This window comes from Acinetobacter sp. 226-1 (assembly GCF_030329325.1).
Taxonomy (GTDB): Bacteria; Pseudomonadota; Gammaproteobacteria; order Pseudomonadales; family Moraxellaceae; genus Acinetobacter; species Acinetobacter sichuanensis.
The window spans coordinates 93425-107162 of record NZ_JACANU010000008.1 but is presented as its reverse complement, the minus strand read 5'-3'; the positions used below and the strand labels follow the sequence as shown (position 1 = coordinate 107162).

At 38.1% G+C, this 13738-nt stretch carries 11 protein-coding genes; 5 read left to right on the top strand and 6 right to left on the bottom strand.

The annotated features are described in order from the left end of the window. The first annotated feature begins 62 nt into the window (after nucleotides 1–62). The gene (locus HX124_RS12940) at nucleotides 63–1367 is read left to right on the top strand and encodes a homoserine dehydrogenase (RefSeq protein ID WP_286383336.1); all 1305 of its coding nucleotides are present in this window, start codon (nucleotides 63–65) and stop codon (nucleotides 1365–1367) included. Nucleotides 1368–1499: 132 nt separating this feature from the next. Next, nucleotides 1500–2639 (top strand): threonine synthase, encoded by a 1140-nt coding sequence (thrC, locus tag HX124_RS12935; RefSeq protein ID WP_107008527.1) that lies wholly within the window; start codon nucleotides 1500–1502, stop codon nucleotides 2637–2639. Nucleotides 2640–2807: 168 nt separating this feature from the next. On the opposite strand, the gene HX124_RS12930 is transcribed toward thrC, so the two are convergent. Then, nucleotides 2808–3584: a hypothetical protein gene (locus tag HX124_RS12930; protein ID WP_286383337.1), complete on the bottom strand. Its 777-nt coding sequence runs from the start codon at nucleotides 3582–3584 to the stop codon at nucleotides 2808–2810. Between the two features lie 47 nt (nucleotides 3585–3631). Then, the gene (locus tag HX124_RS12925) at nucleotides 3632–4675 is read right to left on the bottom strand and encodes a serine hydrolase family protein (RefSeq protein WP_373431887.1); all 1044 of its coding nucleotides are present in this window, start codon (nucleotides 4673–4675) and stop codon (nucleotides 3632–3634) included. Nucleotides 4676–4930: 255 nt separating this feature from the next. On the opposite strand from HX124_RS12925, the gene gacA reads away from it, so the two are divergent. From gacA to HX124_RS12910, 3 genes are read left to right on the top strand one after another with little or no spacing between them, the layout of a single operon-like run. Then, entirely contained in the window at nucleotides 4931–5566 is a 636-nt protein-coding gene (gene gacA, locus HX124_RS12920; RefSeq protein ID WP_107008530.1) for a response regulator transcription factor GacA, read from the top strand. A 22-nt stretch (nucleotides 5567–5588) separates the two neighbouring features. Continuing rightward, nucleotides 5589–7166, top strand: coding sequence for a sensor histidine kinase (locus tag HX124_RS12915; protein ID WP_286383387.1), 1578 nt, complete (start codon nucleotides 5589–5591; stop codon nucleotides 7164–7166). 17 nt (nucleotides 7167–7183) lie between these two features. Continuing rightward, nucleotides 7184–8593, top strand: a complete 1410-nt coding sequence (locus HX124_RS12910) for a sigma-54-dependent transcriptional regulator (protein ID WP_286383338.1) — start codon at nucleotides 7184–7186, stop codon at nucleotides 8591–8593. Between the two features lie 7 nt (nucleotides 8594–8600). On the opposite strand, the gene HX124_RS12905 is transcribed toward HX124_RS12910, so the two are convergent. From HX124_RS12905 to lptF, 4 genes are all read right to left on the bottom strand, one after another. Further along, nucleotides 8601–9773, bottom strand: coding sequence for a S41 family peptidase (locus tag HX124_RS12905; protein WP_107008532.1), 1173 nt, complete (start codon nucleotides 9771–9773; stop codon nucleotides 8601–8603). 19 nt (nucleotides 9774–9792) lie between these two features. Beyond that, nucleotides 9793–11340, bottom strand: a complete 1548-nt coding sequence (gene gpmI, locus HX124_RS12900; protein ID WP_286383339.1) for a 2,3-bisphosphoglycerate-independent phosphoglycerate mutase — start codon at nucleotides 11338–11340, stop codon at nucleotides 9793–9795. A 124-nt stretch (nucleotides 11341–11464) separates the two neighbouring features. Beyond that, the gene (lptG, locus tag HX124_RS12895; RefSeq protein WP_286383340.1) at nucleotides 11465–12535 is read right to left on the bottom strand and encodes an LPS export ABC transporter permease LptG; all 1071 of its coding nucleotides are present in this window, start codon (nucleotides 12533–12535) and stop codon (nucleotides 11465–11467) included. Then, a complete protein-coding gene (gene lptF, locus HX124_RS12890) occupies nucleotides 12535–13635 on the bottom strand; it encodes an LPS export ABC transporter permease LptF (RefSeq protein ID WP_107008535.1) in 1101 nt (366 codons plus the stop codon). The genes lptG and lptF overlap by 1 nt, the downstream gene beginning before the upstream one ends. Nucleotides 13636–13738 lie beyond the last annotated feature (103 nt).

The following is a 13738-nucleotide window of genomic DNA, read 5'->3' as shown; positions in this document are numbered from 1 at the left end:
TGGCGCATTTTTTAGCTATGATCTAATGCGAATAAAATTTTTTATATATTTTGGAGTGTGACGTGAAACCAGTACGTCTGGCAATACTCGGTCTTGGAACCGTAGGTGGTGGTGCCCTTAAACTATTACAAGAAAACGCTGCTGAAATTAGACGTCGCACCGGTCGTGAAATTGAAATTACCTATGTGGGAACACGTCGCCCACGTCCAGATCTAAATTTACCTGCGAGCGTCAAACAAAGCTCGAATCTTCTTGATATCGTTCGTCAACCTGATGTCGATGTTGTTGTGGAAGTCATGGGCGGCATTCATCCTGCTTATGAAGTGATTATGGAAGCCATCAAACATGGTAAACAAGTAGTCACTGCCAACAAAGCCTTGCTTGCTGAACATGGTAATGAACTGTTTAAGGCTGCCGATGATCATCATGTACAAATCGCATATGAAGCTGCGGTTGCTGGCGGTATTCCCATTATCAAAGTGATTCGTGAAGGTTTGGCAGCCAACAAAATTGACTGGCTCGCAGGCATTATTAACGGTACAGGCAACTTCATTCTGACTGAAATGAGTGAAAAAGGTCGTGCATTTGATGATGTACTAAAAGAAGCACAAGAGCTCGGTTATGCTGAAGCAGATCCAACATTTGATGTAGAAGGCATTGATGCTGCACACAAACTGACTATTCTTGCGTCTTGTGCATTTGGTATTCCATTACAATTTGACAAAGTGTATACCGAAGGTATTACCAAAATCACAGCACAAGATGTCAAATATGCTGAAGAGCTTGGCTATCGTATTAAACATTTAGGTATTGCTCGCCGTTCAGCAAAAGGCATTGAACTGCGTGTTCACCCAACCTTAATTCCTGAAGAAGAATTAATCGCCAATGTAAATGGTGTGAAAAACGCTGTCTTGGTACAAGCCAATGCCGTTGGTCCAACATTGTATTATGGCGCGGGTGCGGGTGCGGGTCCTACTGCATCTGCGGTCATTGCTGACGTGGTTGATATTGTTCGTGACATTATTTATACAGAAGATGGTGCAGGAACGATTCCACAGTTGGCATTTGAGGCACTTTCAGACCTTCCAATTTTAGAAAGTGATAAAATGACAACGGGTTACTATATCCGTATCAATGCTGAAGACCAAACAGGCGTACTTGCTGATGTGACGACTATTCTCAGCCGTGCAGGGATCAGTATTGATGCCATCATGCAGCAGCCGCGCTTAAAAGATTTGATTCCTATTGTGATTTTAACTGATCCAGTCGTTGAATCAAAAATGAACGAAGCTTTATCTCAAATTCAAGCTTTACCTGTGATTCATGGCGAAATCGTACGAATTCGTTTAGAATTGCTTGATAACTAATCGGGTTTAAATTGTCCTAAACTCCTCTGATTTGAAGAGGAGTGATCATGCAACTCAATTCATTGAATATGCCGATCTTAGGACAATTAACAAATATCTCTATTTGCTCTACATAACACTTGGAACACCCTCATGTCTAATGCAAATCGCTATACAGGACTTGTTGATCGCTATCGTGACCGCTTACCAGTATCTAAAACTACACGTGCTATCTCTTTAAATGAAGGGAATACTCCACTCATTAAATTAGACAATATCCCACGTCTTATTGGTAAAAATGTTGAAATTTATGTGAAGTATGAGGGCTTAAACCCGACTGGTTCATTTAAAGACCGTGGTATGACCATGGCTGTAACAAAAGCTGTAGAAGAAGGCTCTAAAGCAATCATCTGTGCATCTACAGGTAATACCTCTGCTGCTGCCGCTGCTTATGCTGCACGTGCAGGCATCAAAGCGTTTGTTTTAATCCCAGAAGGCAAAATTGCGATGGGTAAAATGGCGCAGTCCATGATGTATGGTGCTGTGACTTTACAAATTCATGGTAACTTCGATGATGGTATGCGTCTTGTTAAAGAAGTTGCAGACCAAGCACCTGTCACGATTGTAAACTCAATCAACCCTTACCGTTTACAAGGTCAAAAAACCATTGCTTACGAAATCGTAGAAGCTTTGGGTCGTGCACCTGATTATCACTGCTTGCCAGTTGGTAACGCAGGGAACATCACTGCACACTGGATGGGTTATACCGAAGCAGTTGCTGACCAACCAGCAGAAGAGTTTGAGCAAGTGGTTTATGACGCTGAAACTGACAAATTCACAGGTCCAAACCCAGAAGGTCGTCCAATCATGGTCGGTTACCAAGCATCTGGCGCTGCACCATTCTTACGTGGCGGTCCTGTAGAAAACCCTGAAACTGTTGCTACTGCAATTCGTATCGGTAATCCACAAAGCTTTAACCATGCTAAAGCAGTCGTTCGTGATTCAAATGGTTGGTTTGATGAATTAACAGATGCTGAAATTTTAGAAGCGCAACGTTTACTTTCTATGTATGAAGGTGTATTTGTTGAACCTGCTTCTGCTGCGTCTATTGGTGGTGCGATCCGTGACATTAAAGCAGGTAAAATTGCTGAAGGTTCTGTGATCGTATGTACTGTAACAGGTAACGGCTTAAAAGACCCTGATACTGCAATCAAACAATGTGCTGATGCAGTGATGTTATCTATTGATGCTGAGCTTAACCAAGTTCGTGATTCTATTCTTTCAAATATGTAAAATTTGAATAGATGTAAAAAAACCTGCCAAGTGCAGGTTTTTTATTTTAACTCTCAAGTGGTGGATTGTTTTTTGCTCATCGAGCACGATATTCGGCTTCCCATTGTTCATATTCCTACTGTGCAATTTTCTGTTCAATCTCTAACACTTGTTGTAAAGACAATGCTTTTACTTCAAAAATTGGGTTTTTAACAATGGATTAATCGCTAAAATATCATCAATATCATACTTACCTATTGTTATTTTTTGGTTTTCTTCATCATATTGAATAGATTTTCGCTGCTGTAAAACTGAATGTAATAAAATAGGCGCATCACTTATACATTCAAGTTGACCATTAAAAATAAAATCTTCTGGATTATTAATACAATAACCACTATTCGCTTCCTGCCATATAGCTTCCTCACTTATTCCATAAATAAGATAAGTTCCTGTCTCTCTTTCATTCTGTACCCATTCTTCTTCATAATTTAACCAAATCGCATAAAACATCGATTCTTCTTCAAACTCAAAAATTTCGTATTTTTGAATCCCTGCTCGCTGTACAAATTCAAAAATATCATCATCTTGCATATTTTCAGGTAATTCTATTTTTACTCTGCCATCTTCTAAAAGATGTTGCCCACAGCAAGAAAAAACAAAAGCATCCAACTCTTTTAAAAATTTTAATTCAGGTTCAAAGGCTTCTTGTGCATTCCATAAAGCTTCTTGGTTCCACAAAATAATATAGCGTGTCGCCTCAATTTCCAGTCGTTTATATTCTGCCTCTGCTGCTGCACAATCTGTAAAATAACTGGCAATTCTAGAGCCTTCATAAGCATCATAGCTATCATCATAAAAGAAGCTGTTTTCACGAATCACATAAGTCGTCATTGTTGTTTTCCTGATTATTGTTTTCCTGATTATTGTTTTCCTGATTGTTTTTTCTTCGTTATTGTTGATCAATATAAGAAACCCTTCACAATGGAAGGGTTATTTTGACATCATATTTATTAGATACGTTTTGGTAAATTACTCACCCAATTTAATAGATTGGTTGCATCGTTAGTACGAGATTGCGAAGTACTTGCACCCAACAAGACTACAACGGCAGGACGGTTATTTACAGTCGTGTGCATTACAACACAACGCCCTGCTTCATTAATATAACCTGTTTTTGAAATATTAATGTTCCAACCACCATTACGCACCATTGCATTGGTATTGTTAGATTTTAAAATACGATAACCAAGATTAAAGTCATAATGTGCTGTAGTAGAGAATTGACGAATCAAACCATACTGAGATGCAGCACTCACTAAAATTCCTAAATCACGTGCTGAAGAAATGTTATGTGGGTCTAAACCTGTAGACTCGGTATAATAAGTTGAACTCATTCCTAATTGACGTGCTTTTGCATTCATTGCAGCAACAAAGGCAGGTCGTCCACCTGGGTAAGTCCGTGCTAAAGCGGCTGCTGCTGGATTTTCAGATTTCATTAATGCAACCAGTAACATTTCTGCACGGTTCATGGTATCGCCAACTTTTAAAGTTGAGCTTGAATTTTTACCACCAGCTCCAGCAAAATCAATTGATTGCAACATAATGTCTTCAGACATATTTAAACGAGCATCTGCTGTGACCACAGCCGTCATTAACTTGGTAATAGACGCGATAGGTAAAGCAGTATTGGTATTTTTACTATAAAGCACCTCACCAGTATTTGCATCCATGACCAAAGCAGCACGTGCGCTAACAGAAGGCTGGTTTAAATATCGGTTAGTATCTGAAATTTGAACAGATTGCTGAATTGGTGCTGCGGCTGTTGTCGTTGTTGTATATGTTTTAGTTGGTGGCGCAGATAAATAGGTCACAGAACCTGGTGGAGATGGTTCGTCGTCATCTTCACTGACTGACATATCGCCATTGAGTAACTGGCTCGCATCATCGGCTGACCAGCTCATAGAAGCATGTTGTGTCCCCCCTGAAACATTTACAAGATCTGCAAAGCTTGCCGAACTCAAACTGAGTAGCACTGCTGCAGACAGGGCATGCATTAACGTTTTTTTTGACTTTATCACGGTAACTTACTCATTCAGGGAGGCTTTTTGCACTATTGCTAATTACCTCAATTATGACTTACATTTATACTCAAACATGACTAATATTGAATAATCAAATTAGCTACGTCATTGTGCATAAAAGTTTAAGAAAGATTACGAATAGCATTGCTAATTTTGTTATGACATTGCAAGTACTTTTTGCTTTGTGTAACAAAAAAGTTGCTTTTTTGAAAATATAAGGAGGTCTTAGTGATCACGGTTTTAGTGGTAGATGACCATGAATTAGTACGTACGGGCATTTGTCGTATGCTTGAAGATCAAGCTGATATTCAAGTCATTGGTCAAGCTGAATCAGGTGAAGAAGCCATCGCCATTGTCCGCCAACAACACCCTAATATTGTTTTACTTGATGTTAATATGCCTGGTATTGGTGGCGTTGAAACAACACGTCGTTTATTACAGACCGCCCCTGACACTAAAGTATTAGCTGTGAGTGGTTTAGCAGAAGAACCTTATCCTTCTTTATTATTAAAAGCAGGTGCGCGTGGTTATATCACGAAAGGTGCTCCGATCTCTGAAATGGTTCGTGCAATTAATAAAGTGATGCAAGGTGGTAAATATTTTAGTGCTGATATTGCCGAACAACTTGCAAGTTCTTATTTGTCGGACAACCAAAGCTCTCCTTTCGATGCGTTATCTGAACGTGAAATGCAAGTGGCGATGATGGTTGTCAATTGTATTAGCGCACAAGAAATTTCTGATAAACTTTTTGTTAGTGTCAAAACGGTCAATACTTATCGTTATCGTATTTTTGAAAAGTTAGGCATTGATAGCGATGTTAAATTAACCCATTTAGCAATACGCTATGGTTTAATCAAACCATAAATTTGGCATAAAAATGAATACTATGTGGCCTGCGGTAGCAAACTCACTTCAACAAACCATTTACCGTTTAGGCACATTATATTCAGTTTATAGACTCACTTTATCTTTCTGTCTCATCAGCATTTTTTTGTTCACATCTGAACATAATGGACTCAATTATCTACATAGCAAATTGTATTTTGACAGCTTAATTATTTTTGCTGTGATGAGTCTAATCCAGTTACTTGCACTTAGATTTATCCATCAATTTATTGCACAGCAGCTCTTTGCTATTTTTATTGTTGATATTTTATTTTTAAGTACTTTAACCTTTTCCTTAGGTGGACCAAATCTTTCAATTAGTCTGCTTTTTGTGATTATGGTATTTTCAGCCAATTTTTTACTGCAAAAAAATGAAGCTTTAATTGTTACTCTTATTTCAGTCATTGCTGTAATTTATCAACAATTTGTTGGTAGTTTTTTAGATATTTCTAATCTCAATAATATTAGTAACAGTGCCCTTTTGGCTTTTCTATTTTTTATTGTGTATGGCATAGGACAAATTTCAATTCAACGCTTTAGAGTTTTAGAAACGATTAATTCTTTACAATCTCTAGAACTTTTAAAATTACAAAATATTAATCGTTATATTTTAGAACAAATTGAACTCGGCTATTTGGTTTTAGACGAAAATTATCGCATTGTGGTATGTAATCCTGCGGCATGTTCTTTATTAGGGATTGCACCTTTATATGCCTATTCACATGAACAATATTCATTGATCAAATTTCAAAAAGAGTTATTTGATTTATTACAAAAACGACCTTTAGAGGATGGGCAACGTTTTCAATTTGCGTCAGCACAAAGTCATTATACGATTGATATTCGTGTACAAAAGCTTCTCGTTCCACATCAAGCTTTAAGCCTTTTAACTTTAGAAGATGCACAGAAAATTAATCAAAAAGCACAACAGCTCAAATTGGCATCTTTAGGGCAACTTTCAGCGAGTATTGCCCATGAAATTCGTAACCCACTTGCCGCAATTTCGCAAGCCAATGAGTTAAATTTAGATGCTGATGAAGAGCAACGTCTCATGCTCAATCAAATGATTCAAAAGCAGACGCATCGTATTAACCATATTATTCAACAAACTTTAGATATGGCAAAAAATAAAAAAACCACCATATCAGACATTCAACTTGAAGTATTTTTTAAAGATTTATTCATCAATGACTTAGCAGATGTAAAAAATAAAATTGCGTTAAGTCTGCCGCAAAACTATGTAATTCAGTTTGATGATTCACAGTTAAGACAAGTTTTGATTAATCTCATTCGTAATGCGATAAGACATAATTCACATGATGCTGATTTTATCCAAATTCTAGTGCATACTGAGGCTCAACATCTGTTTATTGATGTGATAGACTTCGGTCAAGGTATTACACATCAAAACCTAGCGCAATTATTTCAACCATTTTTTACGACTGAAATTAATGGTACAGGTTTAGGTTTATATTTATCGCAGAGTATCTGTGAAGCAAATCAAGCAAAGCTCATTTACATAGAGCAGAAAAAACAACAAGGGGCATGCTTCCGAATAGAGTGCCCATTTAAAACTTAATTTAGGTTATTGGGGATATGACCACACGACAACCATTAGTTCTACTTGTGGACGATGAGCATGACTTGTGCGTGCTAATGCAAATGACTTTGGCACGAATGGGGATCAAAACACATATTGCACATCATCTACAACAGGCAAAATTGTTCTTTAGTGAACACAAATACAATGCATGTATTACCGATTTAAATCTTCCTGATGGGAGTGGTTTAGACTTGGTTAAACATGTTACACAGCATTATCCTAAAGTTCCTATTGCGGTACTCACCGCTTATGGAAATATGGAAATTGCAATTGCTTCCTTAAAGGCAGGTGCCTTTGATTTTGTCAATAAACCCATTAATCAACAGCATTTGCACCAACTTTTAACGAAAGCTTTACATGTGCCTTTAGTTGATTTTAGTGAAGATAATTTACAGCTTGAGCATCAACTTCTTATTGGTGAATCTAAACCAATGTTGAAATTGAAAGAAACCATCAAGAAAGTAGCTCGCTCACAAGCCCCTGTTTTTATTTCTGGTGAATCGGGTACAGGAAAAGAAGTTGTTGCCCACTTAATTCATAAATTAAGTAACCGCAGTGATAGTGCATTTGTCGCGATTAATTGTGGAGCAATTTCAGAAGAATTAATCGAACGTGAATTATTTGGTTCTGTGACTGCAACAAGTGCAGGAACGACACCTGATAAACTAGGTTTAATCCAATCTGCAAATGGTGGATGCTTATTTTTAGATGAGATTGCTGAACTTTCGTTGACCACTCAAACCAAGTTATTACGTGCGTTACAAGAAAAGAAAATTCGTCCTTTAGGCAGTGATCAAGAAGTTGATGTTGATTTTCGGATTATTAGCGCAACAAATCAAAACTTAGAAGAACGTGTACAACAAGGAAAATTTCGTCAAGATTTATTTTTCCGTATTCATGTCATGGACTTACACTTACCACCTTTAAGAGAACGTGGCAAAGATATTCTTATCTTGGCACATCATTTTATTAAAAATATTTGTTTGGAATGGGATATTCCAAGTAAAGTTTTAAATGAAGATGCAAAACGTTTTTTACAAGTGCAGCCTTTTGCAGGCAATGTTCGTGAACTACGCAACATGATTGAACGCGCCATCACCTTATGTGATGAACATGTGATCGGTATCGAACACCTTCAGTATTCACAGAAACGTAATTTTAACGTTGAGAAAACTGAAGAACAAATCAATATCGAGCCACGTTTAGCCACGCAGCCCATTTCCAATAATATTCCTTCAGAAGGTTTAGAGCAGTTTTTAGAGAATGTAGAAAAAGAGGTTCTTCTGAACGCTCTCAATCAAACCCATTGGAATAGAACTTTGGCTGCGAAAAAACTCGGTATGACCTTTCGATCTTTGCGCTATCGTTTAAAAAAGTTTGGTTTAGATAGCGAAGAAGACTAAAGTTAAACTAGTGATGCTTTAACAAAAGTTCAGACACATTATTTAAATATGTGTCTTCTTTCATGTCTAAAGACCACGTATATTCTTGATTTGGAGCAATGCCTGTGCCATCAATCATGCTGTCTTTCGGGGTAAAATAATGTGACACTGTCATTTGTAATGCCGCACCATTAGGCAATGGAAAAAGCTTTTGTACAACGCCTTTGCCATAGCTTTTCTCACCAATGACCCAAGCACGTTGATGTTCTTTCATTGCAGCAGTAAAAACTTCTGCAGCAGATGCCGAACGATGATTAATTAAGATCCCCATTTTAATATTTGGGAACTCATTTCCAGGCAAAGCTTGAAATTGTTGATTACCTTCTGAACGACTTTTAGTTGAAACGATCGTTCCTTGATTTAAAAATAAATCGGCTGTTTCAACCGCAGCAGACAACAGTCCACCAGGATTATTACGCAAGTCAATAAGGACAGCTTTTAAACGAGGCGAATTATATTCTTCTAAAATACGTTTAATTTCATTTGCGGTATCTTGTTGAAAAACTTTTACTTTTAACAGCAGAACCTGATTATGTAACAACATAGGTTCAATATCAGCAATTTCTAATTTTTTATTACGCAATAACGTAATGGCAGTGCTTTTAGGGTTTAACTGTAGTTGAAAACTAGAACCGATTGAACCATGTAGTAGATCTTCAACTTGTTCGGCATTTAAATTTTTTAACTCTTGATTATCAATTTTAAAAACCGTAAAACCTTCTTTTAATCCTTGTTTCGCTGCATCTGAGTTTTCTTTTAATTGACTAATTTGCCACTGATGCATATGTGTATCAAAGATCAGTTTAAAATCGACAGTCGCTAAATCTGCCTCTGTATATTGTATTAATTGTTTATATTCTTCTGGGCTTAAATAACGCGAGTAACGGTCTAGTCCACCAACAAGCCCTTTGATTGCTTGTAAAAATAATGTGTCATCTGGTTTTTCTTGTACATAGTTGTCTTTCACTAAGCCATAAATCTGTACAAATTGTTCAATGGACTCAATCGGAACTTCTGTAGTCCCTTGTTCTATTTCATTATCAAAGTCTAGGACTACGGATTGCTCCGCAGCCCAAAGAGAATGGCTTCCACTGGCAATTAACCCTGTTAAAACAGCAATGTATTTCCAAGCTTGAGCCATTCACTCACCTTTTTTGATTTTATGGATTTAGCGTAATTAAATTACGTCCCTGCATTTCTTTTGGTGCAGGAATATTCATGAGATTCAACAATGTTGGAGCAACATCGGCCAATACACCACCTTCTGCAATGGTTGCTGAAGTTGGACCAACATAGATAAATGGCACTAATTCAGTAGTATGTTGAGTATGAACCTGACCGCTGACATAGTCTTGCATTTGTTCTACATTACCATGATCGGCAGTAATAATCATATGCCCATGTTTTGCCATCACTGCTTCATATAGGCGACCTAAACCTGTATCTACAGCTTCAACTGCTTTGACTGCGGCATCAAAAACACCTGTATGACCGACCATATCACCATTGGCATAGTTCACCACCAATAAGTCATATTCACCTGAGTTCACCGCAGCAACCAATTGTTCAGTGACTTCTGGTGCACTCATTTCTGGCTGTAAGTCATAGGTTGCAACTTTTGGTGATGGAATCAAAATACGCTTTTCACCTACATATTCATCTTCACGACCACCACTAAAGAAGAATGTCACATGTGCATATTTTTCAGTTTCGGCAATACGTAACTGAGTTTTGCCCAATGAAGATAAGTATTCACCAATTGAATTTTTCAGTTCTTCAGGCATATACGCAACAGGTGCATCAATCGTTGCCTGATAGCGTGTCAACATGACAAATTTAGACAGATTTGGTACAACTTTACGTTCAAAGCCTGCAAAGTCTTTTTCAACAAAAGCTTTGGTGATTTCACGTGCACGGTCAGCACGGAAATTCATAAACACAATGCTGTCACCATCTGAAACTTTCGCAATCTCACCGATGCGAGTCGCTTTTACAAACTCATCATTTTCATTGGCTGTATATGCTTGTTCCAAGCCTTCAACCGCAGAGTCAACAACACGAAGCGCTTCGCCTTCAGTCATTAAACGGTAAGCTTGTTCTACACGATCCCAACGGTTGTCACGATCCATCGCAAAATAACGACCAATCATCGTCGCAATACGACCTTGATTTGGATATTGTGCAAATAAAGCATCCAACTTTTCTAATGAAGGTTGTGCACTACGTGGTGGTGTATCACGTCCGTCAAGGAAAGCATGTAAATAGACTTTAGCACCACGTTTCAATGCCAACTCGCACATTGCCACGATATGATCTTCATGTGAATGTACGCCACCTTGTGACAATAAACCCATGATGTGAACTGCGCCATTTGCCGCTTTGGCTTTTTCTACAGCATCGACGAGAACTTCATGCTCAAAAAAAGCGCCATCACGAATATCTTTGGTAATACGAGTAAAGTCTTGATATAGCACACGACCTGCGCCCAAGTTCATGTGACCGACTTCTGAGTTACCCATTTGACCATCAGGTAGACCGACATCTTCACCAGAGCCTGAAATTAAACTATGCGGATGCTTTTCTTGCATCATGGTTAGATTTGGCGTTTTTGCTGCTAAAAACGCATTATCTTCGACCGCTTCACGATGACCCACACCGTCCATGATCACTAGAACGTGAGGGATTTTGCCAGCAGTTGCATCCGTCATAATTTTCACTCTTTACTGTTTACAAATTAATCGTCATATCTTACCGTTTTTTTACGGCAGACTCTATGTGAAGCTGATGGTATTCATTTATAAGTACCATCAGTATTTTAAATGAGAAAGATTACTATCTCGCTCGATATAATAAATAACTACCGACACCAAACATCAAGGCAATAGGTACAAATACAAACCATGCAGGAGATGGTGAATAAACCAAACTCGCATAGCCTAAAAAGTCTTGAATATAGTAAAAACCAAGTCCAACAAATAGAGCAATCACTAAACGAAAGCCCATAGACTGTTGACGCAATGGTCCAAAAATAAATGAACAGGCAATCAAGACCAACGCTAATAAAGCAAATGGCGATCCAACATTTTGCCAAAATGCCAATGAATATGTTTTGGGTACTTGGCTATATTGATCCATATAGCGCATAAAGCTTACCAATTGACTTGGTGCTAAATCTTCAGGGTCAATCGTCACCATATGTACATATTTTGGTTGTAATGCTAAAGCTAAATTATGCTGGCGATCACGGTTAAGGGTTGCTCGCCCATCTGTTTGTAAGTTGACTTGTGTTGCTTGGCTGAGGTTCCATTGACCATTTTCAACAAAATTACCTTGCTCAGCATTCAAAAGCGACTTCATGCGATAATCTTGATCAAAGTCAACAACTTGTACTTGCTTTAGATTACCTTTTGAATTGGCATAATCAATATAAATAAAGCGCTGCCCTTCACGTGTCCAATAGCCTTTAACTTCACCTAAGGCTGCAACACTTTGTTTACTTTTGATACTTTTAGCTTGTTCGTTGGTATAAGGCACAACAAATTGGCTGAGAATAAAAGACAGTACCACCAATAGCATGGCTGATCGCATGACCCAGCCCACAATACGCCATAGGCTAATTCCTGAGGCACGCATCACAATCAATTCGCTATTTGATGCCATTGAACCCAGTCCAAGTACTGCACCAATCAGCGCTGAAATAGGTAAAATTTCATATAGGTATTTGGGTGCGCCCCACAAGACATATTGCAACGCATTCCAAGCATTATAGCCTTCTTTTAAATCACCTAATTCGCCTAAATAAGTAAATAAAACCTGTAAGACTGACAATACAGCTGTTGCACCCAACATTGCGAGCGCTGTTGTATTGACCACATGCTTGGCGACAATTTTACGTGCTAACATTATGATTTCACTCGCTGAATTTGTTTCTTAATCTTAGGTGCTAATTTTTGCTTACGGGAAAATAGTGCTGCGCCAATTGCATAAAATAGTAAAACAGCAGGATATGCCCAAATTCCAATTTCACCTTTACTCATACGGGTTTTGATTGCCATGAGTGCAACAATTAAACTCGCAAAAATCAGCAAAGCAGGAAATAACTTTAAATAGCGCCCTTGTCGTGGACTCACTTCAGACAACGCTGTGGCTAACATCAATGCCACAATCATGCTAAATGGTACAAAAATCCGCCACCCCAACTCACTCGCAACAACAGGATCATCGGTATTTTTGAGCAGTTTAGAGAAAGATAAAGCTTCGACTTCGTTACTTTCAAACTTAGCTTCTTTGTCATTTTCTAAACGTAGACGATAGGACTGAAATTCAGCTTGTGTATATTTTGCTGTACCTGGGAAAATCTCGTAACGACGACCTTGCAATAAATCCACAACGTTTGCCGTATCATCAGCAACTTCAACACGCGTTGCTTCTTTTGCCAAAATCATGACATCAGGTTTACCCTCTTTTTGAGCACGTTGATAAAAGAAAATATCTTTTAAATTTTTACGATCGTCAGATAATGAACCTGCATAGATGGTATAAGGACCTGATGAAATAAATTCTTTGGGTCGGACGAGATCAAAACCTGTACGAACAGCTTGTGTTGAAACCAGTTTTTCATATTCACGAATGCCCCATGGTGACATCCAGATCATCAGTACACTTTGTACAAATAAATAAATGATCGTTAAAGGAATCAATAAGCGCGCAAGCTGAATTTTACTGACACCACTCCCATTGAGTACCGCCATTTCATGATCTACATATAAACGACCAAAAACCAGCATTAAACCAATGAAAAATCCCAGTGGTAAAATAAGGGTTAAAAACTCAGGTAAACGGTAGCCAATGATGCTAAATAAAATTGTGGCATCTAAACGCCCTTGTGCTGCAACACCAAAATACTTGATCAAACGTCCACCCATCATAATGAGTGTGAGCAGTGCGACAACAACTAAAGATGTTGAAACAACTTGTTTGACGAGATAACGTCTTATAATCAAGGGAATCTTCCAAAGTGAGTTGGGTGAATATGCGTTTTAGTATTTTACCCGAATGTTAAAAATATAAAACCACATTGAAATTCTATCATTGGTAGTGTTTCAA

What these genes read in the sequence shown, in the direction of transcription:
- HX124_RS12925 (WP_373431887.1), bottom strand. Translation starts at nt 4,675, where the DNA reads ATGCATGCCCTGTCTGCAGCAGTGCTACTCAGTTTGAGTTCGGCAAGC.
- HX124_RS12910 (WP_286383338.1), top strand. Translation starts at nt 7,184, where the DNA reads ATGACCACACGACAACCATTAGTTCTACTTGTGGACGATGAGCATGAC.
- HX124_RS12905 (WP_107008532.1), bottom strand. Translation starts at nt 9,773, where the DNA reads ATGGCTCAAGCTTGGAAATACATTGCTGTTTTAACAGGGTTAATTGCC.
- HX124_RS12915 (WP_286383387.1), top strand. Translation starts at nt 5,589, where the DNA reads ATGTGGCCTGCGGTAGCAAACTCACTTCAACAAACCATTTACCGTTTA.
- gpmI (WP_286383339.1), bottom strand. Translation starts at nt 11,340, where the DNA reads ATGACGGATGCAACTGCTGGCAAAATCCCTCACGTTCTAGTGATCATG.
- thrC (WP_107008527.1), top strand. Translation starts at nt 1,500, where the DNA reads ATGTCTAATGCAAATCGCTATACAGGACTTGTTGATCGCTATCGTGAC.
- lptG (WP_286383340.1), bottom strand. Translation starts at nt 12,535, where the DNA reads ATGTTAGCACGTAAAATTGTCGCCAAGCATGTGGTCAATACAACAGCG.